General features: G+C 61.6%; 27 protein-coding genes, 1 tRNA gene and 2 pseudogenes. 10 read left to right on the top strand and 20 right to left on the bottom strand.

Going from position 1 to position 22,194, the window contains the following annotated elements:
* Nucleotides 1–169 precede the first annotated feature (169 nt).
* Nucleotides 170–961 carry a mechanosensitive ion channel family protein gene (locus tag NJU76_RS13295; RefSeq protein WP_254532469.1) on the top strand — a complete coding sequence of 264 codons (792 nt, stop codon included), beginning with the start codon at nucleotides 170–172 and terminating at the stop codon, nucleotides 959–961.
* A 17-nt stretch (nucleotides 962–978) separates the two neighbouring features.
* Here NJU76_RS13295 and NJU76_RS13290 read toward each other — a convergent pair whose 3' ends face one another.
* Nucleotides 979–1,500, bottom strand: a complete 522-nt coding sequence (locus NJU76_RS13290; RefSeq protein WP_254529446.1) for a hypothetical protein — start codon at nucleotides 1,498–1,500, stop codon at nucleotides 979–981.
* 139 nt (nucleotides 1,501–1,639) lie between these two features.
* Here NJU76_RS13290 and NJU76_RS13285 point away from each other — a divergent pair, with 139 nt between their 5' ends.
* A complete protein-coding gene (locus NJU76_RS13285) occupies nucleotides 1,640–2,083 on the top strand; it encodes a hypothetical protein (protein ID WP_254529443.1) in 444 nt (147 codons plus the stop codon).
* Between the two features lie 332 nt (nucleotides 2,084–2,415).
* Nucleotides 2,416–2,865, top strand: coding sequence for a hypothetical protein (locus NJU76_RS13280; protein WP_254529440.1), 450 nt, complete (start codon nucleotides 2,416–2,418; stop codon nucleotides 2,863–2,865).
* On the opposite strand, the gene NJU76_RS13275 is transcribed toward NJU76_RS13280, so the two are convergent.
* Nucleotides 2,850–3,518, bottom strand: coding sequence for an O-methyltransferase (locus NJU76_RS13275; RefSeq protein ID WP_254529437.1), 669 nt, complete (start codon nucleotides 3,516–3,518; stop codon nucleotides 2,850–2,852). The genes NJU76_RS13280 and NJU76_RS13275 overlap by 16 nt on opposite strands.
* 177 nt (nucleotides 3,519–3,695) lie before the next feature.
* Between NJU76_RS13275 and NJU76_RS13270 the strand changes: the two genes are divergently transcribed.
* Complete coding sequence (locus NJU76_RS13270) at nucleotides 3,696–4,142, top strand: dCTP deaminase/dUTPase family protein (RefSeq protein ID WP_254529434.1); 447 nt, start codon at nucleotides 3,696–3,698, stop codon at nucleotides 4,140–4,142.
* Nucleotides 4,143–4,231: 89 nt separating this feature from the next.
* On the opposite strand, the gene NJU76_RS13265 is transcribed toward NJU76_RS13270, so the two are convergent.
* The 3 genes from NJU76_RS13265 to NJU76_RS13255 all read right to left on the bottom strand — a co-directional run bounded on the left by NJU76_RS13265 (nucleotide 4,232) and on the right by NJU76_RS13255 (nucleotide 6,813).
* Nucleotides 4,232–4,372 carry a hypothetical protein gene (locus NJU76_RS13265; RefSeq protein WP_254529432.1) on the bottom strand — a complete coding sequence of 47 codons (141 nt, stop codon included), beginning with the start codon at nucleotides 4,370–4,372 and terminating at the stop codon, nucleotides 4,232–4,234.
* A 72-nt stretch (nucleotides 4,373–4,444) separates the two neighbouring features.
* A complete protein-coding gene (locus NJU76_RS13260; RefSeq protein ID WP_254529429.1) occupies nucleotides 4,445–5,245 on the bottom strand; it encodes an enoyl-CoA hydratase/isomerase family protein in 801 nt (266 codons plus the stop codon).
* The gene (locus NJU76_RS13255) at nucleotides 5,245–6,813 is read right to left on the bottom strand and encodes a long-chain-fatty-acid--CoA ligase (RefSeq protein WP_254529427.1); all 1,569 of its coding nucleotides are present in this window, start codon (nucleotides 6,811–6,813) and stop codon (nucleotides 5,245–5,247) included. The genes NJU76_RS13260 and NJU76_RS13255 overlap by 1 nt, the downstream gene beginning before the upstream one ends.
* 180 nt (nucleotides 6,814–6,993) lie before the next feature.
* Here NJU76_RS13255 and NJU76_RS13250 point away from each other — a divergent pair, with 180 nt between their 5' ends.
* Nucleotides 6,994–7,611, top strand: coding sequence for a universal stress protein (locus NJU76_RS13250; RefSeq protein ID WP_254529424.1), 618 nt, complete (start codon nucleotides 6,994–6,996; stop codon nucleotides 7,609–7,611).
* 150 nt (nucleotides 7,612–7,761) lie between these two features.
* On the opposite strand, the gene NJU76_RS13245 is transcribed toward NJU76_RS13250, so the two are convergent.
* From NJU76_RS13245 to NJU76_RS13235, 3 genes and pseudogenes are all read right to left on the bottom strand, one after another.
* Nucleotides 7,762–9,324 carry an HTTM domain-containing protein gene (locus NJU76_RS13245; RefSeq protein ID WP_254529421.1) on the bottom strand — a complete coding sequence of 521 codons (1,563 nt, stop codon included), beginning with the start codon at nucleotides 9,322–9,324 and terminating at the stop codon, nucleotides 7,762–7,764.
* Between the two features lie 74 nt (nucleotides 9,325–9,398).
* Nucleotides 9,399–9,812, bottom strand: coding sequence for a hypothetical protein (locus NJU76_RS13240; protein ID WP_254529418.1), 414 nt, complete (start codon nucleotides 9,810–9,812; stop codon nucleotides 9,399–9,401).
* 154 nt (nucleotides 9,813–9,966) lie between these two features.
* Nucleotides 9,967–10,342 (bottom strand): annotated as a pseudogene (locus tag NJU76_RS13235) (transposase); the annotation flags it as partial.
* Between the two features lie 75 nt (nucleotides 10,343–10,417).
* Here NJU76_RS13235 and NJU76_RS13230 point away from each other — a divergent pair.
* The 3 genes from NJU76_RS13230 (at nucleotide 10,418) to NJU76_RS13225 (ending at nucleotide 12,373) form a co-directional block, all read left to right on the top strand.
* On the top strand, nucleotides 10,418–11,239 hold the full coding sequence (locus NJU76_RS13230) for an IS5 family transposase (protein WP_254528552.1): 822 nt from the start codon (nucleotides 10,418–10,420) through the stop codon (nucleotides 11,237–11,239).
* Between the two features lie 556 nt (nucleotides 11,240–11,795).
* Nucleotides 11,796–12,086 (top strand): hypothetical protein, encoded by a 291-nt coding sequence (locus NJU76_RS27050; protein ID WP_425604275.1) that lies wholly within the window; start codon nucleotides 11,796–11,798, stop codon nucleotides 12,084–12,086.
* Between the two features lie 68 nt (nucleotides 12,087–12,154).
* A complete protein-coding gene (locus NJU76_RS13225; RefSeq protein WP_254529416.1) occupies nucleotides 12,155–12,373 on the top strand; it encodes a hypothetical protein in 219 nt (72 codons plus the stop codon).
* Nucleotides 12,374–12,427: 54 nt separating this feature from the next.
* Here the strand turns inward: NJU76_RS13225 and NJU76_RS27335 are convergent.
* The 10 genes and pseudogenes from NJU76_RS27335 to NJU76_RS13185 form a co-directional block, all read right to left on the bottom strand.
* Nucleotides 12,428–12,848, bottom strand: a pseudogene (locus tag NJU76_RS27335) (DUF7845 domain-containing protein); the annotation flags it as partial.
* Nucleotides 12,849–13,274: 426 nt separating this feature from the next.
* Nucleotides 13,275–13,348 (bottom strand) — tRNA-Thr (locus tag NJU76_RS13220).
* Between the two features lie 11 nt (nucleotides 13,349–13,359).
* The gene (locus NJU76_RS13215; protein ID WP_254529413.1) at nucleotides 13,360–13,875 is read right to left on the bottom strand and encodes a GNAT family N-acetyltransferase; all 516 of its coding nucleotides are present in this window, start codon (nucleotides 13,873–13,875) and stop codon (nucleotides 13,360–13,362) included.
* Nucleotides 13,844–15,067 (bottom strand): phosphoglycerate kinase, encoded by a 1,224-nt coding sequence (locus NJU76_RS13210; RefSeq protein WP_254529411.1) that lies wholly within the window; start codon nucleotides 15,065–15,067, stop codon nucleotides 13,844–13,846. The genes NJU76_RS13215 and NJU76_RS13210 overlap by 32 nt, the downstream gene beginning before the upstream one ends.
* A 102-nt stretch (nucleotides 15,068–15,169) precedes the next feature.
* Nucleotides 15,170–15,778, bottom strand: coding sequence for a CBS domain-containing protein (locus NJU76_RS13205; protein WP_254529408.1), 609 nt, complete (start codon nucleotides 15,776–15,778; stop codon nucleotides 15,170–15,172).
* Between the two features lie 84 nt (nucleotides 15,779–15,862).
* On the bottom strand, nucleotides 15,863–16,633 hold the full coding sequence (locus tag NJU76_RS13200; RefSeq protein WP_254529407.1) for a GTP cyclohydrolase III: 771 nt from the start codon (nucleotides 16,631–16,633) through the stop codon (nucleotides 15,863–15,865).
* Nucleotides 16,634–16,711: 78 nt separating this feature from the next.
* Nucleotides 16,712–17,038: a DUF5785 family protein gene (locus tag NJU76_RS13195; RefSeq protein WP_254529404.1), complete on the bottom strand. Its 327-nt coding sequence runs from the start codon at nucleotides 17,036–17,038 to the stop codon at nucleotides 16,712–16,714.
* Nucleotides 16,980–17,441, bottom strand: a complete 462-nt coding sequence (locus NJU76_RS13190) for a sensor histidine kinase (RefSeq protein ID WP_254529402.1) — start codon at nucleotides 17,439–17,441, stop codon at nucleotides 16,980–16,982. Before NJU76_RS13190 ends, NJU76_RS13195 begins: the two co-directional genes overlap by 59 nt.
* 11 nt (nucleotides 17,442–17,452) lie before the next feature.
* The gene (locus NJU76_RS26730) at nucleotides 17,453–17,599 is read right to left on the bottom strand and encodes a histidine kinase dimerization/phospho-acceptor domain-containing protein (RefSeq protein WP_340681217.1); all 147 of its coding nucleotides are present in this window, start codon (nucleotides 17,597–17,599) and stop codon (nucleotides 17,453–17,455) included.
* A 24-nt stretch (nucleotides 17,600–17,623) separates the two neighbouring features.
* Entirely contained in the window at nucleotides 17,624–18,004 is a 381-nt protein-coding gene (locus NJU76_RS13185; RefSeq protein WP_254529399.1) for a PAS domain-containing protein, read from the bottom strand.
* A 206-nt stretch (nucleotides 18,005–18,210) separates the two neighbouring features.
* Here NJU76_RS13185 and NJU76_RS13180 point away from each other — a divergent pair, with 206 nt between their 5' ends.
* A complete protein-coding gene (locus NJU76_RS13180) occupies nucleotides 18,211–18,759 on the top strand; it encodes a hypothetical protein (RefSeq protein WP_254529397.1) in 549 nt (182 codons plus the stop codon).
* A 94-nt stretch (nucleotides 18,760–18,853) separates the two neighbouring features.
* Here NJU76_RS13180 and NJU76_RS13175 read toward each other — a convergent pair whose 3' ends face one another.
* A complete protein-coding gene (locus NJU76_RS13175) occupies nucleotides 18,854–20,617 on the bottom strand; it encodes a Na+/H+ antiporter (RefSeq protein WP_254529394.1) in 1,764 nt (587 codons plus the stop codon).
* A 64-nt stretch (nucleotides 20,618–20,681) separates the two neighbouring features.
* Here NJU76_RS13175 and NJU76_RS13170 point away from each other — a divergent pair, with 64 nt between their 5' ends.
* Complete coding sequence (locus NJU76_RS13170; RefSeq protein WP_254529391.1) at nucleotides 20,682–20,906, top strand: hypothetical protein; 225 nt, start codon at nucleotides 20,682–20,684, stop codon at nucleotides 20,904–20,906.
* A 54-nt stretch (nucleotides 20,907–20,960) separates the two neighbouring features.
* Here NJU76_RS13170 and mct read toward each other — a convergent pair whose 3' ends face one another.
* A complete protein-coding gene (gene mct / locus NJU76_RS13165) occupies nucleotides 20,961–22,136 on the bottom strand; it encodes a succinyl-CoA:mesaconate CoA-transferase (protein WP_254529388.1) in 1,176 nt (391 codons plus the stop codon).
* Nucleotides 22,137–22,194 lie beyond the last annotated feature (58 nt).

Below are 22,194 nucleotides of genomic sequence, written 5' to 3'. Positions count from 1 at the left end.
GTGGTATCGGCTGGAATCCATATCGATCCGACATGGTATGGTGAAGGCGCAATTCGCCGTAACAGACACTTCATCCGACACACCGACACGGATCGCAAACAGTTGGTTTCACAGATAATTGATAGCCACACAATTACGAAAAGCGAACGCCCGCAACATCGAGTCGGACATGTTACCGTACTACCCCGCTCAAGCACAGGTACCCGATTGGCTGCAAGACCCCATCGCCGAGTTCGTCACGTTCCTCCCTCGACTGCTCGGTGCGCTGATTATCCTCGTCATCGGTTGGATCGTCGGTCGGCTGGCAGGGCGCGTCGTCCGGCGAATCGCCGACAGTATCGAACTCGATCGAATGGTGCTCGAGACGCCGCTCGGACGCATCCTCGGAGGCACGGAACAGGCCGTTTCAGGAGCGTTCGGAAAACTCGCGAAGTGGTTCGTGTACGGTCTAGCATTGCTGGCCGCCGCGAACGCGCTTGCCATCGCCACGCTCTCCGAGTGGGTTTCGACGGCGGTGTCGTACCTGCCGGCCTTTGTCGCCGGCTTGCTCGTCATCGTCCTCGGGTTCGTCGTCGCTGACTTCATCGGCGATGCGATCGAGCGGACCCGTGCGGCGACCCAGACCGCATACACCTCCTGGTTCGCCACCGGTGCCCGAGTGTTCCTGTACTTCACGGCGATCGTTATCGGCCTCGATACGATGGGGATCGACGTCGGCATCCTCTACGTGTTCGCGCGAGCGCTCGCGTGGGGACTCGGCGCGGCCGTTGCGATCGGCGTCGGTGTCGCATTCGGTTGGGGCGGCAAGGACTACGTCGCCGAAAACATCGGGGGCTGGATGGGGCGAACGAACGAACTCACGTCAGGCGAGCAGTCCGCCAGCGGGCGCTCGAGCGGCAGTCAGCGCCAGCGCCAGGACCGGGAACCGGGCTCCGAACCCGGCCCCGGTGACGACGACTGATCCGGTACCGATATCGGTCAGTCTGCCGCTGATCGGACCTGTGCCGGTTCGGTGGTCCGATCTCGTGGAAAGAGCGGTTTGACCGGAACGACGACGTCGGTCCTGACCAGTCGTCCGTTTTGCGGCCGCACTTTTTCGAGATGTGCCAGCAAATGCGTCTCCGCGTATCCGGCCTCGATTCGCTCGACGAGTGACTCGATCGCGTCGATGTCGACTCGATCGGCTGGAACAGTGTCCGTGACGACCGCGATGCTTCGCCGCCTAGCGTAGACGTCGACTCGGCCTTCGAAGGCGGCCTCGAGATCCGCGATCCAGTTGTAGATACGGCCGACCGTCGGCCGATCAGGTCCAGTCGGAAACGTGATCGATACTCGGCAGTCGGCTGGATCCTCGCGGACGTATCGTCTCCAGAGCCCCCGCGCGAACCGGACGACGTCTCCGTCGGAAAGTCGCGAAACGAGGTGCCACACTCGGTCGGACGCGACGGCGGCGCCCTCTCGAGTCGACGTCTCGGATTCGGCCTCGTAGCGTTCGCCCATTCGTTCTCACCGAGGTCTTGCAGTCGCCGGTAATACATCCTTTGTTGTTCGTCGCAGTTCAGTTTCAACCGGCTCCGCCGATCCGCCTCGCCGACAGTCCGCGAGAGTTTTGTACAATCCGTTACTACCGGAGAGCGGAATGCCACGAACAGGGTTCGCCCCATCGGTTCTCAAACGTAGTGGCGGCGTCGCGATTGTCGCCGCCGGCGTCGCGGTTAATACTGGATTTGTCTCCCCAGTTCGAATGATACCTGCACTGCTGCTGATCACACTCGGAGTTGCACTCGTTACGGGTACCGCACGGGATCACAGCACTGCACGACTGCTAGACAGCGCGAAGCGGTGGTGGCTCCTCGCGCTCGCAACGTTCGTTCCCTACGCACTGGCGACGGCTCCCGACAGCGAATCCGCAGCCGCTGTCGGCGACGCCTTTACCGGCCCGATCGTCAGCCTTTCACTCGAGGCAGCGGCCGGCGCGGTGGTTCTCTGTGCGGTGTCGATGACAGTGTTGTACGGCTTCGCCCGGTACGGAATCCACCCCGGACGGCCCACCCCCGAAGAGCGTATCCTGCTCGACGAGTGACCCACGGAGGGACGCCGTCTCCGTTCGGGGCGATCCGCTTGACGAGGCCTGATTTGGTTGTCGTGTCGTGATCTGTTCTATTCGACGCATCCGCTCGACCGTAGGGACGTGTGCTGATCGAGTGCGGTAGCATCGATCCGGCGCTTTCATCCGAATCTTCGACGGGTATTACAGGAAATCGGATCGATTCCGTTCCCGTGACGAGGGAATAGGCACGGTTCTCTGGCTGCGTTCGGCGCGTTCCGGCGATCCTACGAGACGGCGGAATCGGTTCGATCGGCGGGGCCAGGCAACAGGTATATAAGCCGGCACCTACTCAACCCGCCAAAGCGGTGCACGACGTGATTCCGACAATACGCGGTTCGGATCGGTACTTGCTCGCCGCCTCGCTCACCTGTTTCGCCGTTGCCGGTGTCGCAACCGTCGCCGTCGACGCGCTTGAACTAACGCTCGGAGCGACGGCCCTCGCTATTGGCGGGGTCTACTGTGTCGCTCGCTACGCCGGGTCCGTCGACCGTCGAACGTTGGTACAAACGGCACTGGGGCTGTGGCTCGCATTCCTCACCATCGCCGGTAGCCACGCGGTCGGCCTCGAGACGATCGGGTCGGTCGTGCCGGGCCCCACCCGGATAACGGTCGTCGTGCTCACCGGCGTCGCGTGGGCGACGCTCCTGTCCGCAACCGGCTCCACGATTTTCCTCGGGTTTCGGGAATACGGCTCACCGGCTCCGGCCGACGATCAGATGCTCGACAACGAGACGCCGGATTACTCGACGCGATAACTCACGGCGAGTCCTTCACCGAGCGGCACCACCATCGTCTCGAATGCCGGATCCGCGCGAACCGTCGAGAGATACTCGATGACACCCCGTGTGTGCTCGTTGATCCCGGTCGGTGACCCCCCCTCGGACCACTCGAGCAACGCCCCGAAGTCGACGACGCTAGCCGTAACCGCGTTGTCGGCGACGACGACGCCCCCGACCGGCACTTTCGGTCGGACGGCATCGAACGCATCGGCGTACCTGCTCTTCTGATGGTCGACGAGGACGACGTCGAATGGCCCATCGACGTCCTCGATCGTTTCCATCGCGTCGCCGAGTTCGAATCTCGCTATTCCGTCGTACCCGCCCGCAGCCATGTACTCGCGAGCCAACTCGAGTTCGGCGTCGTCGACCTCGGTGAGGACGATTTCGCCGTCGTCCGGCAGTGCGTCGGCGAACCAGTAGGCGGAATAGCCGTAACCCGATCCGAACTCGAAAATTCGCTTGGCGTGGTTCAGGCGGGCGACGAATCGGAGGAACGCGCCGACGTCGGGGCCGACGTGCGGGAACCCCTCGGCGGCCGCGTACTCGTCCATCTCGATCAGCGTCTCGTCTGGGTCTGGGCCGACCGCGCGAACGAAGCGCGCGATATCGTCCGTGAGGACGTCGGTCATATACGTCGGTACGACCGCCAGCCTATAGGATTGCGGGACGACGTTCGATCGAACGATGGTCGCGTCGCGTGTCCCGTGGACGCGCCACCTGTCTTCAGTAATTCGAACCCAAACCCGCCACTGACACCGTCGCCGACACCACCCTTTTTTGTGTTCGAAACCGTCAGTCCGCCCGATATGTCTCCCGACCACTCCCTCGCCGAAAGCGTCGACAATCTGGTGTACGAACCGGTACAGGTACACGACCACGGAATAGACCTGACGGTCAGCGCGATCTACGAGGTGGCCGCCCCGGGCCGCCTCGACTTCGGCGGCGACGAGCTCGAAGACGCCGACTTAAAGCCAGTCCCGACGGACCTGGAGTCTCCCGACGACGAGTTCGGATGGTGGCACCTGGAGGGCGGCCAGTACGTCGTCCAGCATAACGAGTTCCTGACGGATCTGGCCGAACCGGCACAGCTCCAGGCGCGCAACGAACTGCTCGCCCGCGGCGGCTCACACCCGTCGGTCCAGGTCCGAAATTACCTTCCACTGATGCCGCTTTCCGTCGCCGGTGACGGACTCAGAATCAAGGAGAACGCACGGATCTCGACGCTCGTGCCGGTCGGCGTCAGCGAGCGGTAACGGCCGCCGACTCACTGCCCGCTCAATCCGAGCAGCCCGTTTTACAAGCAGTATCGGAAGAATGCCCCGGGGCGTGACCTCGAGGCGATTCACCGCTCGTCGGCGGTGTGTTCGACGGCTCCCACAGATCGGTAGAAAACGTAGAAAGACAGCGCGGCCCTCGTAAGAAAGAGGAAGACCAGCGTGAAGAGAACTATTTCACCGATTCCGAGAAGGATGCGGAGTACCACGATGATGACGGTTCACGACGGTAGTGTCGGATCCGCCCCGATCGGGTTACAGGCGGGGCAGGCCGAGACGGTTCACCGGCCTTCGTACTCGGGGTCGCGATCCTCGAAGAAGGCGCTCACTCCTTCCTCGTGATCGGCGGTGTCGAAGACGATTCCCTGCGCGACCGCCTCGTCAGTCAGCGCCTGATCGAGCGACTTCTCGAGTCCCTCACCGACGAGTCTGTTCGCGTGGCGCAGCGCAATCGGGGGCCCGGAGACAATCTTCTCGACGAACGCGTCGACCTGCTCGTCGACCTCGTCGCTGTCGTAGACGTGGTTTACGAGGCCGATCACCTTCGCGCGGTCGGCACCGATGATGTCACCCGTGAGAACGAGCTCTTTCGCGACGTTCTCGCCAACAACCCGAGGGAGCAGGTAGGAGGTGGCCGCGTCGACGCTCAGGCCGACCTGCCGGAAGACGAACCCAAAGACGGCGTCTTCGGTCGCGAGTTGCATGTCACAGGCCAGCGCGAGGTTCGCACCGGCGCCGACTGCCGGACCGTCCACCAGCGCGATCGTCGGTATCGGGAATTCGATCAGCCGGCCGAAGAGCACGTTCGTCGAGCGCTGGAGTCGTCGCACTCGATCGTCAGCGGGGACTTCGTTCTCGATGCCCTCGATCATTCGTTCGATGTCGCCACCGGCCGAGAACGACCCGCCGGACCCCTCGAGGAGGATACAGCGGGCGTCGCTGCCCTCGATTTCGTCGAGCGCTTCGGAGAGACCGGCGCTGATCTCTTCGGAGAGGGCATTGCGTCGGTCCGGCCGATTGAGCGTGACGGTCGCGAGGCCGTCGTCCTCTATCTCGAGGAGGACCGCGTCGCCGAGAGCCATCAGTCGTCCTCCTCGCCCTCGCGGAGTTTGAACTTCTGGACCTTCCCGGTCGTCGTCCGCGGAAGTTCCTCGACGAACTCGACCTCCCGCGGGTGTTTGTACTCTGCGAGGTTGGTCAGACAGTACTCCTTGATCTCGTCTTCCGTGACGTCACCGTCGGGGGTGCGGACGACGAAGGCCTTCACGGTCTCGCCGCGGCGTTCGTCCGGAATCCCCGCGACGGCGGCGTCTGCGACGTCGGGATGCTCGAAGAGGAGTTCCTCGACTTCGCGCGGATAGACGTTGTAGCCGCCGGTGACGATCATGTGTTTCTCGCGGTCGACGACGTAGAAGAAGCCGTCCTCGTCGTGATAGCCAATATCACCGGTGTGGAACCAGCGTCGGCCACCCTCCTCGGTGAAGACTTCCTCGTTGGCTTCCGGTAGGCCGTAGTAGCCTTTCATAACGTTCGGACCAGCGACGACGATCTCGCCGGTTATTTCGTGGAGATCGGACTCCTCCTCGTCGACCGGTCCCGTCTCCACCGGCGGGATTTCGTTGAAGTCCTCGTCGACGACCTTCGAGTCGACGTCGGGGACGGTCTTGCCGATACTGCCGACGCGGCGGCCTTCGATCGGGCTGTTGAAGTGAGTGATCGGACTGGTCTCGGTCAGACCGTACCCCTCGTAAATCTTCGGCTCGTAGAGTTCCTCGAAGCGGCGCAGGACCTCGACGGGAATTCCGGAACCGCCGACGCCACACAGGCGCAGCGAGGACATGTCGAATTCCTCGGCGTTTGGCTGGTTGATGACGTCGTTGTACATCGCCGGCACGCCGTGCATGATCGTCAACTGCTCGTCCTCGATGAGCGAGACGGCCTCCTGTGCGTCCCACGACGGCAATGGGTAGTACGCGGCCCCGTAGAACAGCGACGCGTTCATGACGACGGTCATCCCGTAAATGTGGAACAGCGGCAACACGCCGAGCGTTTTGTCGTCCGACCGGATCCCGTCCGGAATGAGTTTGGAGGCGGAATTCGCGTTCGATCCGAGATTCGCGTGGGTCAACTGAACGCCCTTCGGCTGCCCGGTCGTCCCCGACGTATAGGGCTGGACCGCCACGTCGTCGTCATCGCGTGGCGCGATATCGGGGTCTGCCGGCTCGAGGAAGTCCTCGAACTCGATCGCACCCTCGGCTTCGCCACCGACGCTGACGACGTGTTCGATGTTCGTGTCGTCTTGGACCTGGTTGACGAAGGGAACGAGATCGGCCAGCGCCACGACGACCTTGGCCTCGCTGTCGCCGAGCAGGTGGCCGATCTCGCGGGATTTGTACTGCGGGTTCATCGGGACCACGACCCCGCCGGCGCGAAGCGACCCGTGGAATGCGATCACGAACTGAGGAAGATTCGGTAGATAGAGCGCGATCCGGTCGTCTGCGCCGAGCCCGCGTTCCTCGAGCGCTGCCGCGAACGCGCCCGTTTGACCCCAGAACTCTCCGTAGCTAATTTCGGCCCCCTTGAATCCGATCGCAGTGTTGTCTCCGTACTTCTCGACAGCACCTGCGACGTTAGTAACAAGATTTGTCATACTCCGTGCGATAGGTTCGCGTGTATCGTAAAAAAGATTTACATCGTTCGGCGATTTCGGCGGAAAAACTTACCAGCAATAATCTTTTTCCGATTTATCGTCATCGGAACGGGGTACAGCGGGTGACGGGCGAGTTCGAATCGAAGGTATTTACGATCCCGCTCCTTACCAGGGTGTGTCATGTATCAGGACGTCCTCATCCCGACGGACGGAAGCGACGGAACCCGCCGATCGATCAACCACGGGATACCGATCGCGGACTGCTTCGACGCGACGATCCACGCGCTGTCGGTCGTTCCGGAGGGACCGCTCGGGACGCTCCAGACTGACGACGCGATTCCGGCCGCCCAGCGCGCGGTCGAACGGATCGAAACTGAAGCGTCTCGAGAAGGCGTCGACGTCGTGACGGCAGTCGAGCAGGGGGTTCCGCACGAAGAAATCCTCGCGTTCGCCGACGAACACGGAATCGACCTGATCGTCATGGGAACGCAAGGCCGGACCGGACTCGACCGGGTGCTGGTCGGCAGCGTCACCGAACGGGTCGTTCGAATGGCCGACGTCCCGGTCGTGACCGTCCGACTGACCGACGAAATTCGGATCGATGACATCGACGAAGCCGCACGGATCGCCCGCACGACCGCCGAGCGAGAGGGATATGACGAGGTCACCGTCCTCGAGGACCCGCACCGAATCAGTGCGTCCTGGATTGTCCCGCTCGAGACCGATGCTGGCCCCATCCACGTCCACGTCGACGCCGTGACGAGGGAGACCGGGATCGCGAAGGAGGCGAGAGAATAGCACCGCGTTTCGCTGCGATCCGGGACCCTGCGACACGTCTGCAGCCCTCGCGCACGTGAAGAAGCAGATTCGTCGCCGAGGCGTCGGCGTGTGGCCGGCGCAGCCGATCGGCATTCACTGCCGGAAATCGTCGCTGCAGTCGTCAGCGGTTTACTGGCGGAAATCGCCGCCGCAGTCGTACTGTTTGAGCAGGATCTCGTTGGTCGACTCGGTCTCGTTGTACGGCTCCGACGGCTGAGCCACGTAGTATATCTGGATGCGCTCGAGGTCCGTCCGGTGAGTGCGATTCCAACGGTCACAGAGATAATTCCCCAGATACGACCGGTGGTTCGTGTTATCGGCCCCCCAGACGTTCGAGAGGTACTTCCGCCAACGGGAGGTGGGGTACACGACGTTCCCGTCCGGCGGCGGCTCCCAACTCACCTCGGATCCGTACATGGCATCGACCTCGGAGCCGTTCTCGAGTTCCCCTGGGACGACGTACCAGCCGTCCGTCTGGAGCGGTTCGGGGGCGAACATGCGCCAGCTCTGGTCCGTTTCCGTCGCATCGAGTACCGACTGTCCCGGGTCCGGAACCTGCGTATAGCCGACTGCCTGGGCGTTCGAAAGGACTACGAGGACGAGAAACACCGCCGGTACTGTCGCCGAAAACAGCGTTCGTCCGCGATCGAGACCGTCCGGAACGAGTCGTCGCGAGGAGGGAGCGGAGACGGCGACGCGATCGGTCACGGCTCGATCCAGAACACGGGCCTCGAGTCTGCTCGCCCGGCGGTGCAGCGAGTCTGCGAGACCGATGCGGGAGGCGACCGCGGTGCCCGCGTCCCAGACGGCGCTCGGATAAAACGGGATAAACGCGGCCACGACGATCAGGGGAAAGAGCCCGATTCGCATCGATGCGAGCATTCCGAAGTGCATGCCGACGAACGCCGATGCGAGCGCTGCTCGCGGCAGTCCGGTGAGGACGATCAACAGCGGCGCGGAAATGACCAGCGCGAGCCACAGGAACGTCATGAGCCGCAGTAATTCGTGATGCTCGGCCAGAACGTTACCCAGGAGGATCGTGAACTGATAGTCGAGGCTGAAGACGTAGACGACGGCCTCCCCGTTCAGCCACATCTCCCCTTTGGTCTTGTGGATGGCGTTTGCGACGTACATCACGACGACCTGGAGCAACACCGCCATCGTCGCGACGTTCGAGACGGTCGCCCGAGCGCGGTCCATACGGCGGGCATCGATCGCCCACCGCTCGTCGAGCGGGAGAAACATTGCCCAGAAAACCAGCATCCGCAACAGCACGTCTCCGCCGTTGAGGACCATCGGATTGCGGACGTGTAGTGAAACGAGCAAGAGCCAGGAGCACACCGTCGCGATCCTCGTTCGATAGCCGACGACCATGGCCAGGGCGAACACGGCTGCGACGACGAAGAGGAGACCAATCACCCGCGCATCACCGGAGACGGCGTGAAGCGAAAAGACGCTCGAGTAGTCCGAAAACAGTGCTCTCCGTGGAAGGACTCCCGAATCCATATAGAACGCGCCGAGATTCCGGGATCGGCCGACGAGATCCGCGAGCAACAGGAGCCCGAGTGCGATCCGAAACGCGGCCAGGGCTCGCGTATCCACCGCAAATCGACACGTGATCGCCAGCGAAATCCGATCGACTGCATTTGTCAGTCTGCTTTCTGACTCGCGGGAGGAACGTCGCTCACTCATCGTCTGTCCTAGATGTACCGCATCGGTGTCTCGAGCAGATCGGCATAAGCTTGGTGTAAACTAAACGCAACATTTCACCGTGGAGAGCCACCGACCGGCATCGCGCAAGTGAGATATGGGGATATCCCTGCCCCCGAAGCTCGGAGCCAGTAGTGGTGAGCGAAGGCCAGCGGCCAGTAGCGCTGTACGAGCGTCGCTCTGTAGTCGGTATCACGAGGGTCCGACCGCCGATCGTCTCTACGAGAGGGGGGTCCGACACGACACTGCGGCCACGGCTCGAGTCCAGGACCTGGAGGCTCGGCCTCGGGTTCGTAACTGAGGCCGTCACCGCTTCGCTCTTCGGACCCTCGAACGAGAACGAGCGTCGGAGAGAGACGAACGGGCCACTTGATCGCGAACCGATGCCAGCGAATTCGAACTCCGTGCGAACGATAGTCGTCGAAATCGGCCGTGATCGACTCCGGCACGAGGCCGAAGTCGTCGCCCATGGGGCGGTAGATGGTGGTGTGGTTTCGAGAACAACCCCACGGGCAGTTACACAGGAGGCGTCAGGAAGGATAAACCTACTTAAACGCAAAATAGGTTTCTGCCGCACTCGCGATACTGGCTCCCCTATCGACTATTGTGGCGCTCACGGTTTGTTCGCGCCACCAAGCCAGGGGTGCGCTTGATCGACGAAAAGACAGTCTCAACCATCCAGCGGCGGTTGTACCAGCGGCTGCTCACCCGGGCGTTGTGCGCCCGATCGAGCGAGGAGTAGATCCGGTGTTTGATCAACGGTCGGATGCGATCGAGACGAAGATCGTCTCGGAACGGCTTTCCATCGTAAGCACGGTCAGCGGCCAATGACCTGCGGACCAATCTTCACATCGTGTTTTTTCGTGGTCGTACAGTGAAGGTCGTAGACGTACAGCGTTTTCACGTCTACGAGGGTGGTGACTTTAAGCGAGCGGACGCGGTAGTGTTTTCGCGTCGCATAGTACTGCGAGGGCTGGTCGCGGTCGAAACCAGTCGAGTCGTTTGCTCTGTAGGATCGCTAGACGGCGTCGCCTCAATCTCGTTATCTTCGTAGAAAGCGAAGAGACGGATTACTTTGGTATCCGAATTCCGTCTCCTCACCCGAGAAATCGTTGCGAAAGCTAAAAACGTTGTCGAGAATCCGGACGAACCCGCCGACCCCGTAGGGGGTGGCGGGTTCGCCGAATGGGCGATGCTCACGTTGCAAGCACTGCGGATCGAACTCGGGAAATCCTACCGCCAGACAATCGATCTGTTGAGCGAAATGCCCGGCATTCTCGACGAAATCGGCCTCACGCGGCTTCCGCATTTTACCGTCCTGCGTGACTGGTTTGAGACTATCTCGATGGAGACCTATCGTGCGTTTCTCGGCGAATCAGCCGAGAAACGCACTGGCCATGCCGCGATCGACTCGACTGGTTTCGACCGCGACCAGCCCTCGCGGTACTACGCGACGCGAAAACACTACCGCGTTCGCTCGCTCAAAGTCACTGCCCTCGTGGACGTGAAAACGCTGTACGTCTACGATGTTCACTGTACGACCACGAAAAAACATGATGCGAAGATTGGTCCGCAGGTCGCTCGGCGAAACGCCGAGGACCTGCGGTCATTGGCCGCTGACCGTGCTTACGATGGAAAGCCATTCCGAGACGATCTTCATCTTGATCGCATCCGACCGTTGATCAAACACCGGATCTACTCCTCGCTCGACCGGGCACACAACGCCCGGATGAGCAGCTGCTGGTACAATCGCCGCTGGATGGTTGAGACTGTCTTTTCGTCGATCAAGCGCACGCTCGGCTCCGCCGTGCGTGCGCGAAGCTGGCACCTCGAATTCCGCGAGATGGTGCTCAAATGTGCCGTCTACAATCTTCGTCGAACAGTTAGATATCCGTAGAATCAACCGCAGTGTATCGGTTTTCGACCGGCGGTGGCATTAGTGAAAACGCCGAAATCAAGCTTCGTCTAGCGATCCTACGAAGCATATGATTACTATGATTCCAGCGTTTGCGGCTGCGATGGTTGAGTTTTCATCGCTTGGAATCTTGGCACGCGTGGGACTTCTGTTAGTCCCGTCGACCTACCCCGTCATTGCACAACAGCGCCTTCTGTTTGGGGGAGCAGACGTCTTGTTGATTGGCGGCATCTACCAAACCATATTTGCGTTCGTGGTTATATGGCTCACAGCTCGGGCATTCAGTTCAGATCGTCTTGTTGCTGGGTGACGAATCACTACGGCCTACAGAGCTAGTCACAGAACGTCCAATTGCCATCGTTCTGTACTTTCAATACGTACAATAATATTTAATACTTAGTATTTCTAAACAAATTATTAATTCGAACCATATGGTATAAAACACTATCTCGGACCTCCCTGTATCGATAGAAGAGCTTGAGAAGGGCGAGATTGACGATACAAAGTCAGTCCTTGCCCGAAGCTTCCTTGACCGTACATGCCTCAACTCACGTCCGCGGTTGGACTCTCAGAGGGGACGCGCCGACAGGGTGCGCACGTCACCGAGCAGGCTCAAGAGCGTGGGTTGACCAACGGGAAGCACCCGGCCGGTGTGGCCGCCGCACCGCTGTACCTGGTCGCCGAGGCGCGCGTTGAGGGCGCAACGCAAGCAGAAATCACAGAGGGGGGGCCGACGTGTCGACGGCGACGGTGCGCGCACGGTGGACGGAGTTGCGTGAACACGTCGAAATCGACGCCTTCTGAGCTGCACCACGCCCTTCGCCGATAAAGACGAGGCGGCTGCCGGTTGTCTACCGTGGGTTGATACGCTGGCGTCGTTGAGTCGTCTACAAGGAAATGTCCGACCGCACGCGATTGAGTTCCTCCGCGGCCGATGCGCTTGAGACACTCCACGACCCGATCGAGCAGACCGACGGCCTCTCTCGAGAGGAGGCCGCAACGGTACTCGTCGACGATGGGGGCGACCCAGTTGACGCAGAGGGCCTCCTTGACGAACTGCTGTCGAAGGGGTATCTCTACGCCGTCGACGACCACCTGTATGTGACACCATCGTAGAGCAACCAACAAAGAAGAGCAGTTCGGAACACTGGGGGTTCTGGACATGTTGCTTCATATTCTGTGTTCTACCGACTGGCGATGTTCTGGGCTGGTTCGCTCTTCGTCGATTCGCTCTCTCGGACCGTTCGTTACCCCACGGGGGAACGGAATACTCAGCGACTCGGCCATCGCTTCGTTTACCTCCATCCCCTGCCATCGAGACGCGAGATGCGCATTGAAATCCTGCTCCCCAATCGAGTTCTCGTCTGAGTGACGGGAAATCGTCAACCGGAACTCGCGCATCTCATCAAGTCGCCAGTCGGTCCCCAGGATGGACGATGCCGCTGTCCTGGTAGTAGAGTTTCACTACCCATCGTTCACCCTCGGAGGCGAACAAAGCAATCTGACTGCCATTACCCTCCTTGACCCGCCGGTCCGCGGCGAAAAACGGCGCGAGGCCGTCCTCAGCGATGAGGTAGTTCGCCGCGAACTCGTGCGATGCCGGTTAGATTAGCGCCGGCACAATAGCCACCTCCGAGTGTGCCCACACGGTCTGTCGACCGTGAGCGAGGAGGAACGCTCAATGTCACGGCGGCCGCGATCCGTCACACTGGACCACCTCTGTGGCCGCGTGCCACACGTCCCGCGGATTACCGCCCTGTCCCGGCCAAGAAGAGGGGCGATTCCCTCACGGGTGGCACACACTCATGGGCGACTCGGTAGCGTGGCACGTTCGCGTGCGCGTGAAGAAGCTATCGGCGCGCACCTACGACGAAGATTCTCGCTCCCCCAAGTCAGAGGGAGAGCAGCGGAAGAATTCTCACAGGCCAACGAATCTACGCTCTGTCGTAATCGTGAGTGATCACAGGATGTGCCTAGCGCTATCGCTGGTTCGCCCAATTGTAAATTTATTGCTACGAGCCAGGGGTGGGATTCGAACCCACGAAGTCTCGATTACAAGTCGAGTGCATGAACCGCCCATGCTCCCCTGGCGCAGGCCAAAATTAGCCGTCCTCCTTTGAGTGTGTATCGTTTTCGTCCCGATTCTCGAGCGGCCGGCTCATCGTTACGCGGAACTCGTCGTACCCGCGACGACGATAGAATCGGCGGGCGTCGTCGTTGCCGGCCATCACCTCGAGTAGTACGATGTCAGCTCCCTGTTCGGCCAGCGTGTCCTCGGCAGCCTCGAGTAGTGCGGTTCCGATCCCCCGGTCGCGAACGGCCGGTTCGACGTAGATGTTCGAGAGCAATCCGCGGGTGGCGTCGAGTTCGAGGGAGCCGCGCTCGATAGAAACGGAGACGAAGCCGACGATCTTGCCGCCAAGTCGTGCGACGAGTAATCCATCGGCTACCCGGTAGGCTGCGAGGGTATCGCGCATCGCGTCGTGGTTCGCGTCCGGCAGCACCGCGGAGTCGTACGCGCGCTGGTCGCGAGCTAACCGAACCCACATCTCCGCGAGCGCCTCGAGGTCGTCCCGCGAGGCGGGTTCAATCGTCGGCTGCAGGTTTTTCGGGGGCATTCTGGAGCGCCGTCACGGCGGGCAACGGTTCGGCGGTGAGCATTCGCAGCGCGGCTCCGCCGCCGGTACTGACGTGCGAGAAGCCATCGACGCCGAGTTTTCGCAGGGCGGAAGCGGTATCGCCGCCACCGACGATGCTCGTAGAAATATCCGTCGCGGCGTCGTAGAGTTGCTGAGTACCCGTCTGGAAGCGATCGTCTTCGAAGACGCCAGCGGGGCCGTTGAGGATGACTGTCTCCGCGCCGTCGAGGATGCGCCGATAGTACTCTAACGTCGACCCACCGATGTCCATCGCGGACTCGCCGTCACCGGGTGGGAGCGCATTGATGCCGAGTTCGTAACGCTCGCCGTCGCGACCGACGGCGACGTCTCGCGGGAGTGCGATTTGGTCGCCGTAGGCGTCGAGCAGGTCGGCGGCGCGGTCGATTTCGTCCCAGTACCCTTGGTCGTAGATGAAATCGGAACTAGCGTCGCCCAGGTCCACGCCGTCGGCGATGAGAAAGACGTTCCCGACGACGCCTGCGGTGAGGACGTGGTCCGCCAACCCCTTTTCGAGGACGCTCCAGGCGACGTCGATCGAGTCGGACACTTTCGCGCCGCCGATCACATAGACGCGCGGTTCGGGAGTCTCCTCGATCGATCCCAGGACGTCCAGTTCCGATTCCATAACCCGACCAGCGTAGCCGGGAAGGACCGCGGGGAGACCGACGAGCGACGGTTGTGAGCGGTGTGACGCGGCGAATGCATCGTTGACGTAGGCGTCGAGAACGGATTCGAGCCCGGTAACAAGGTGTGTCTGGGCGGCCCGCTCGGGGTCGAATTCCATGTACTCCTCGCTGTAGAAGCGGGTGTTCTCGAGGACGATGCAATCGCCGTTCGCGAGGTCCCTGACGGCCTCGCGGGCGGCGGAGCTGAAGGTCGAATCGACGTATTCGACGGGCTGTCCGAGCAGGTCCGAGAGTCGTCCGGCGTGGGATTCGAGGGAGACGAAGTCGTCACCGCCGGGGCGACCCTGATGGGCGAGTACGGCGACCCGGCCATTGTGGTCGAGCAGTTCCGAGAGGGTATCGACGTGGGCGCGCAGTCGGGCGTCGTCTGCGAGCCTGCCATCGTCGTCGATGGGACTATTGACGTCGACGCGTACACCGACGGTAGTCCCTTCGACGTCCAGGTCGTCGAGGGTCTCGATCATTGTCGATTTGTCCACCGCGACACCCGAAAGGTCTTTCTATCGGAGAAATAGGCCACGGCAGCTGGTGTCACAGCGCACGCTGTCAGTCGGGTGATCGACCGATCACACTGCACGGCAGTCCGCACAGACCAGTCGGCCGTTGACATCCCACAGCGAGTCCGCGAGCGAGCCACACGCTTCACAGACGCCCTGAGTGGTGTACTCGTCGCCGCCGTTCGGAAGGAGTTGATCCTTCTCGTCCGCAGTCACGCGAGCAGACGCGGCATCGGCGAATTCGCGTTCCCTGTCGATCGGTGACTCGTTCGAGCGAGTGGGGGTCACCGTCGACTGGAACGAGCCCGCGGCGGCGATGACGTCCCGCTGGGTCACGACACCCACGATCCCGTCCTCGGTTTCGACGACGACGTTGCGAATGTTTTCGCGGGCCATCGTCGTGGCGACATCGGTGAGCGATCGGTCGGGATTTACCGTGATCACCGGTGTCGTCATCACCGCCCCAACCGTCGTTTCGGCGGGATCGGACTCGTCCGCGACGAGTCCGAGGACGTCCCACTCGGTCACGATGCCGACCGGTTCCGTGCCGCGAACGACCAGTGTGCAACTCGTTCGCTCCGCGCGCATGAGTCGAACGACGTCGAGAACGGTGTCAGACTCGCTGACACCGACGTAATCGGTCGTCAAGACATCTCTGACGGACAGTTCCGATTCCATGTGTGAAAGATTCGCACGGACGGGCTAAAAGCTACCCCCGCTACACTTAAGAAAAACGGCGGTGAACTTCACTGACCCCAATGATCAGGTCGTTTCCCACTCGAGTTCGACCCGTGTCCCGTCGGTTCGGCAGGTCTCGAGGGCGTGTTTCGCCGCGTAACCGGCCTCGTGAGCGCTCGTTCCGCGACCGACGCCGACTTGCATTTCGACGTCGACGGCATCCTCGACGTGGCAGAGTGCTTCTTCGTACTCCGCGCTCCCGAGCTCGGGACAGACGACGATGACGTTGTCGCCGCCGACGAAAAACGAGAGGCTGTCGTGGGCGTAGCGCATGTGTCGCATGAGTTCCGCATAGCCCTGCTCGATCTCGATGAACGTATCGAAGGCGTTGAGTTCGTCCGTGTAGTTGCCGGTCGCGTTGATCACGTCGAAGTGTGCGATCTGAACGTCTCCGTCGGCCCGATGGGGCGGTTCGATGACTCGGCCTTCGAGGCACTCGCGTCGGTTCTTGTCCTGTGCGCTGCCGGCGTCCTGGATGAGTTCCGTCGCGTCTGAAAGCGCCTGGACCGGGTTCGTCCCGGTCGCGACGCCGAGACTCAGGGTAACCGGGTACCGGTTGCCGACTGACTCCTGGAGAAGCGCGTGATCATCGAACGAACAGCCGTTCGTAACGGCGATCATATTGTCGAACCGAGTGAAGAACGTGTAGCCGCCGCGATTACCGACGAATTGAGAGATGTCCGCGTACAGCCGCGATTGCATCGTCTGGAGGTCGGCCTCCCGTCGCGGTTCGGGCGTCACCGTCCACGGCCCGTAGTTATCGATCTGAACGAGCGTTACCTGCGTGTTGGTCACTGTGCCCGATTCTTTCGAACGCCGTCGTATAAGTGATACGTAATCCAGATTCGTGATACGGTTCGAGAACGCGCCCGTTTAGGCGTGTTTCTTCTCCGGGTCCGCTCCCTGCGGGTGGTAGTCCCAGAAGTCGCCGGCGCGCATCGCCGCGCCGACAGCCTTGTGCATGTCGACCATCGTCTCGAACGCTTCGGGTTCGACGTACTCGAAGATTTCACGTAGTGGAACGACTTTTTTATAATTGATCCGGATCGGATAATCGCCGTATTCGTCGACGAATTCGTCGCAGTTCATCGGGAAGTCTTCCTCCTCGTCGACTTTGTCTGCAATGATCCGCATATCGAACTTACGCATCCCCTCGCTGCCCTCTTCGCCATCGGGATCGACTGGCCAATCGTTGCTCATACCCGGACGTGTGCAGGGGTCCCGCAAAAGGATTGCTCTCCGTCGCCGTCGGATCGTCGTCGATCACCCGCTCTACCGCGGTGATTTCGAACCGCGGACCACCGTCTGCCCCGTCGGTGACGGTCACGGTCCAGTCGTGAGCCGCGACATCCTCGACGATCGACAGCCCGAGACCGGTCCCGTCGCTGGTGCTCGAGTAGCCACTCTCGAACACGCGGTCCCGTTCGTCAGGCGGAATTCCCCGGCCGTCGCTGGCCACGTAAACGCTGGGCCCGGTTCGCCCGCGAGTCGCCGACCGTGTTGCATCGGCCGTCTCCACGTGCCCCCAGCAGTCCTCGGCGGCCGTCGCGAGATCAATCGGTTCGGCATCAAGACCCCGGTCCTGCTCTCGTGTGACCGCCACACTGTCCTCGATCAAGGCCGCCATCCGATCGTGCGCCCAGTCGACGGCCTCGAGATGGTCGCTGTCGGAGTCCTCGTGGCCAGTTCGAGTCGTCCCTGGGCGACGTTGAGCGGGTTTCGGAGGTCGTGCGAGAGATGCTGGCGAATCGATCGAGCCATCCGTTCTGTCGTTTCAGCTGCCGTTCACGGCCGTTCGATCGGAGATATCGCCAAAACGCCGACCGTCCCCTGAAAGCGGTAATCCTCGTCCGGCAATAGCAACGCGATGTGGTTCTCGTTCGCCTGCTGCGGGTATCGTCTCCATCCCGAACGACACGTGGTCACAGTCGTCCGTGTGCAACAACCATTGCACGACTCGATTATCCGTTCGCCCGTGGCGATGTCGCTTTCGTCCAGGACGAGTGAGATGTGTTCGCCGATGACTTCGTCAGGTCTGTATCCCAGCGTCGACACCTCAGCGTCGACCGGGGAAACGATTCTGGTGAAATAGCCGCCCGCGTCCAGCGTGTACACCTCGTCGGGAATCGTCCAGAGGATCGTTTCGTATTCCCGCTCGCGTCCCATTCACTCGGCTCTGTTGAAATGCTTAGCAACTGATAAAAGTCGTTCTCAGTAGAAGGGACTATCGAGGTGTGCCCCGACGAGACGCTTCGTCGATACGTGCTCGATGAGCCGGTCTATCAAGGTGTAATAAATGCTGGGCGAACCATTTTGTGGACTATAAATGTCGGACGAATCCTTTTGTGGACTATCGTGGTAGCCACGGTGTCATGAGTGCCGAGTCCGACACGTCTGCGCACGGAATCGAGAGTCGCATCGGCTGGCCGATCGGAAGCATCGCAGGCGGCGCGTTCGGAGCAGTCGCGTTTGGACTCGTCCTGTGGATGCTCGAACCGGCCATCATCGAAGAGGCGATTCCGGAGTTCTACGGGCTCAACGCGGATCCCGTGGTCGGCTGGGCCCTTCACCTCGTCCACGGGGCCATCATCGGTCTCGGCTTCGGCATGCTCGTCACCCGCGGGCCGATCCTCGGCATCATTCGAACCCCGACGGAAACCGACGCGCTCTCGCGAACCGGGATCACGCTCCGCCTCGTCGGCGCGGGCGGCGTGTACGGGTTCGCGATCTGGGCGATCCTACCGATGATCGCCCTGCCGGTCATCGGCCGGCTCTTCGGAGTTGACGCCACCACGGCCTTTCTCGGGGCTGCCGTCGAGACCCTCGTCGCCCACGTGCTGTACGGCCTGGTGCTCGGACTCGTCTTCGCCCTGACGATCGATCTCAGGGACCGTCCGACGGAGTCTCCCATCGAGGACTGAACAGTGGCGCAACTCGGAGCGGTCTTGGAATCCAAATCCTCCGGTGAGAAGGTGCGGTCCAGAGTTGGACAACATGACGATGACGACGGGACACTCACTCCGTTGGCTCGCTATCGCCCGCCGACCGAACGTCGCGCGACTCTTTTCGCTCGGACAGAGATGCGGACCGAAGGCCGAACTCCTGGGCCCGCTGGCGCCAGAATTCGTCGTACTCCTCTTCGGTTTCGTTGACCGTACTATGCCCCTGCCCGACCTGGGACAGTTTGAGGTCGACCTCCTCAAGTAATGGCCGGCCCACCTCGTCGCCGATGATACCCGTTCGCATCGCGTCCATGACCGCGCTCTTTTCCCGTTTGAGAACCTGTCGCTCCCCGATGAGGAGTTCCTCCCGACGGATTTCGGGATTGTCGGACAACAGCTCGGAGATCGTCTTCTGCAGGGCTTCCTTTTCGCGACCGTACTCGGCGCGGAAGTCGTCGTAGACGTCACCCGGAAGCCGGTTGTTACCGTACAGTTCGTCGGCAGCCTCGAGTGCGCTATCGACCATCCGGGCGCGACCGACGAGCGTCTCGTACAGTTCCTCGGCCTCCGACCGGCGGATCACGCCGAGACGATCCAAGAGTCGCCCCATCGTCATCCCCTGAACGACGAGGCTGAATGCCGCCACGCCGAAGACCATCGCCCGGAGTTCCTCGCGGAACGGGAACGGTGCGCCGGACGCGGTCGTTGCCGGTAACCCGAGAACGAGCGCAATCGGGATCGAGGCGTGCAGGCCGCCCCACACGAGGACGTGCTGGTCTTTCCGGGAGACGTTCACATCGACGAGCCGATTCGCGACGCTCACGACCGGGTACACCACCAGTGCACGCGCGAGCAGTACGAGACCGATGGCCAGGGCGATAAGCTGGGCGTGAGTGAGGAGCTGACCGATCGGCGTCTTCGCACCGATGAGCAAGAAGATGAGTGTATTCACCAGAAACGCGGCCGTCTCCCAGGTATTGAAGATGCTAATCTTCGTTTGCGGGCTCATCGCGTATTCCGCGCCGCGATTGCCGATGAAGAGCCCGGCGACCACGGTCGCGATGACGCCGCTGAACTGAACGCCGGGAACTGCGTTGCTGAGAATGTGTTCGGCCAGCAGGAAGCTCCCGTACGCGAGGATGAGCGTCAGGACGATTTCGGTCGTGTACTCGTCTAAGCTGACCATCACCCGGTACACCGCGTACCCGGCTGCGAGGCCGACGACCAGTCCACCGAGGATCGCAACGGCGATATCGACCATGAAATCGACGAGCTGTGACGGCTCCAACAACGCCGACGTGTCGGGGCCGTACTCGACGATGATGGCCAGCAACGTCGAGAAGAGGACGACGCCGACGCCGTCGTTGACGAGACTTTCGCCCTCGACGAGAACGGCCAGTCGGTCGGGCGCACCGAGTTCCTCGAACAGTGCGAGTACCGACACAGGGTCGGTCGGCAGGATCATCGCGGCGAACAACAGCGCCACGAGCAGCGGTATTCCGAAGACGTACTGTCCGAGGAGGCCGAGGATGATGACCGACAGTATCAGCCCGGGGACCGCCAGTGCCAGGATTGGGCCCAGATATCGGCGAAAGTACTCGAGATCGGTCGTAGCAGCGCCCTCGAAGAGAAGCGGCGGTAACAACACGAGCAGGATGAGGTCGTGGCTGAGCTCGATGTCGATTCCCAACTCGAGGATGGAGGCAGTAACCCCCGCGAGGAGCAAGGCGATGGTGTACGGGAACCGGCCGACCTTGGCGACAAAGATCCCCACCCCTGCCGCGATGATGAACACGGAAAGCAGATCGAGCAATTCTGCAGCTACTTCGACGGCCATAGTGGGAATAAACGTACCGCACAGTAATACTCTGGGCCGTCGGTGAACGGAATACCGGTGCTCCGTGGCGGCTGACGGTCGTGCGCTAACCGCGGGCCAGGTATTCCGCAACCGATCGCTTGAGGTCGTGCTGGTACTGGTGGCGCTGGCGCTCAGCCGTCTCCGCGAGGACGTTCGCGACGTGATGAACGAAACGAAGGTCACGTCCTCCTCGCTGAAACGCTTTGGCTTGGTGTCGTGGACGCTTAGAATCCCCCACGAATCGTCGAACGGGCCGCTGACGTGTTGACACCACTCCGGACGCCGTGTGTGGACAGCGAATAGAACAGATCGATTCCGTCAGTCAGTCGTCGGCCGTCTCGGCGTCAGCGTGTTCGCCCAGAATCTCCTCGCGGTGTTCGTCGAGCAGCGGTGCACGACCGCGAGGTTCGGGGTTCGTTTCGCTCATCTTGATTGGGTTACCCGCGATTTCGACGTCCGTGTCGGCACCAGGCTGTTCGATGGGGACGAGCATGTCTCGAGTGTGGACGTGCGGATCCTCGAAGATTTCTTTGGTCGTCTGGACGGGGGCGGCAGGGACGCGTCCCTCGAGTGCGCCGACGAGTTCGTCGTTGGTCAGGTCGGCGGCCCAGTCGACGAGTTCCTCGCGGAGGGTCTCTCGGTTCCGCAGTCGTTCTGGGGTAGTGGGGTAGTCCTCTGCGAGGTCTTCGCGGTCCATGGCATCGCAGAGTTCCGCCCAGTGGTTGTCGTTGAAGGCGGCGATGACGGCGTAGCCGTCGTCGGTTTCGAAGGCGTTGTAGGGGAACAGCGTTGGATGGGAGTTGCCCTGTCGGGTCGGAGCCTCGCCGGTGTACGATTGCTGGTAGATGGCCCGTTCGGTTAAACTGATCATCGAGTCGTACATCCCGGTGTCGACGTACTGGCCCTCGCCGGTCTGCTCGCGGTGGTTGACCGCGGCCAGAATCCCGATGCAGTTCAGCGTCGCGGTAAAGAGGTCCCCGATGCCGGGCCCGACCTTCGTCGGCGGCCCGTCTTCCTGGCCGGTGGTTTCCATCACGCCGCCGAGCGCCTGCGCGATGAGGTCGAACGAGGGCTGGCCCTGGCGGTCCGTTTCGCCCGTTCGCGGGTCGCCGAAGCCGCGGATCGATGAGTAGATGATGTCGGGGTTGTACTCAGTGAGCGTCTCGTAGCCCAGGCCGTACTTCTCCATCGTGCCCGAGCGATAATTCTCCACGACGATGTCGGCCTCCTCGACGAGCGAGAGAAGGTCCTCGCGGTCGGCTTCCTCACGGAAGTTCAGTTCGATACTCTTCTTGCCGCGGTTGACGCTCTGGAAATAGCCGCCGTAGGCTTCCGCCTCGGGGTCGTCGACGAACGGCGGGTTCGACCGAATCATGTCGCCGCCCGGCCGCTCGATTTTGACGACGTCCGCGCCCAGGTCCGCGAGCAACATCGTACAGTACGGCCCGGCGAGCACCTGCGTCAGATCCAGCACACGTAGGTTCGAAAGCGCTCCCATTGTCTGTACACCCTCCTTCCGAAACCACAGCCAAAACCCTTACCATCGATCATGTAGT

The sequence above is a fragment of the Natrinema gelatinilyticum genome (genome assembly GCF_024266705.1).
Taxonomy (GTDB): domain Archaea; phylum Halobacteriota; class Halobacteria; order Halobacteriales; family Natrialbaceae; genus Natrinema; species Natrinema gelatinilyticum.
The sequence above is the reverse complement of the archived record's forward strand: the minus strand, read 5'-3'. Positions and strand labels throughout refer to the sequence as shown.

Excerpts from the sequence above, each read along its gene's own strand:
- NJU76_RS13295 (WP_254532469.1), top strand. The coding sequence starts at position 170 with ATGTTACCGTACTACCCCGCTCAAGCACAGGTACCCGATTGGCTGCAA.
- NJU76_RS13290 (WP_254529446.1), bottom strand. The coding sequence starts at position 1,500 with ATGGGCGAACGCTACGAGGCCGAATCCGAGACGTCGACTCGAGAGGGC.
- NJU76_RS13285 (WP_254529443.1), top strand. The coding sequence starts at position 1,640 with ATGCCACGAACAGGGTTCGCCCCATCGGTTCTCAAACGTAGTGGCGGC.
- NJU76_RS13275 (WP_254529437.1), bottom strand. The coding sequence starts at position 3,518 with ATGACCGACGTCCTCACGGACGATATCGCGCGCTTCGTTCGCGCGGTC.
- NJU76_RS13270 (WP_254529434.1), top strand. The coding sequence starts at position 3,696 with ATGTCTCCCGACCACTCCCTCGCCGAAAGCGTCGACAATCTGGTGTAC.
- NJU76_RS13260 (WP_254529429.1), bottom strand. The coding sequence starts at position 5,245 with ATGGCTCTCGGCGACGCGGTCCTCCTCGAGATAGAGGACGACGGCCTC.
- NJU76_RS13255 (WP_254529427.1), bottom strand. The coding sequence starts at position 6,813 with ATGACAAATCTTGTTACTAACGTCGCAGGTGCTGTCGAGAAGTACGGA.
- NJU76_RS13250 (WP_254529424.1), top strand. The coding sequence starts at position 6,994 with ATGTATCAGGACGTCCTCATCCCGACGGACGGAAGCGACGGAACCCGC.
- NJU76_RS13245 (WP_254529421.1), bottom strand. The coding sequence starts at position 9,324 with ATGAGTGAGCGACGTTCCTCCCGCGAGTCAGAAAGCAGACTGACAAAT.
- NJU76_RS13240 (WP_254529418.1), bottom strand. The coding sequence starts at position 9,812 with ATGGGCGACGACTTCGGCCTCGTGCCGGAGTCGATCACGGCCGATTTC.
- NJU76_RS27050 (WP_425604275.1), top strand. The coding sequence starts at position 11,796 with ATGCCTCAACTCACGTCCGCGGTTGGACTCTCAGAGGGGACGCGCCGA.
- NJU76_RS13225 (WP_254529416.1), top strand. The coding sequence starts at position 12,155 with ATGTCCGACCGCACGCGATTGAGTTCCTCCGCGGCCGATGCGCTTGAG.
- NJU76_RS13215 (WP_254529413.1), bottom strand. The coding sequence starts at position 13,875 with ATGCCCCCGAAAAACCTGCAGCCGACGATTGAACCCGCCTCGCGGGAC.
- NJU76_RS13210 (WP_254529411.1), bottom strand. The coding sequence starts at position 15,067 with ATGATCGAGACCCTCGACGACCTGGACGTCGAAGGGACTACCGTCGGT.
- NJU76_RS13205 (WP_254529408.1), bottom strand. The coding sequence starts at position 15,778 with ATGGAATCGGAACTGTCCGTCAGAGATGTCTTGACGACCGATTACGTC.
- NJU76_RS13195 (WP_254529404.1), bottom strand. The coding sequence starts at position 17,038 with ATGAGCAACGATTGGCCAGTCGATCCCGATGGCGAAGAGGGCAGCGAG.
- NJU76_RS26730 (WP_340681217.1), bottom strand. The coding sequence starts at position 17,599 with ATGGCTCGATCGATTCGCCAGCATCTCTCGCACGACCTCCGAAACCCG.
- NJU76_RS13185 (WP_254529399.1), bottom strand. The coding sequence starts at position 18,004 with ATGGGACGCGAGCGGGAATACGAAACGATCCTCTGGACGATTCCCGAC.
- NJU76_RS13180 (WP_254529397.1), top strand. The coding sequence starts at position 18,211 with ATGAGTGCCGAGTCCGACACGTCTGCGCACGGAATCGAGAGTCGCATC.
- NJU76_RS13175 (WP_254529394.1), bottom strand. The coding sequence starts at position 20,617 with ATGGCCGTCGAAGTAGCTGCAGAATTGCTCGATCTGCTTTCCGTGTTC.
- mct (WP_254529388.1), bottom strand. The coding sequence starts at position 22,136 with ATGGGAGCGCTTTCGAACCTACGTGTGCTGGATCTGACGCAGGTGCTC.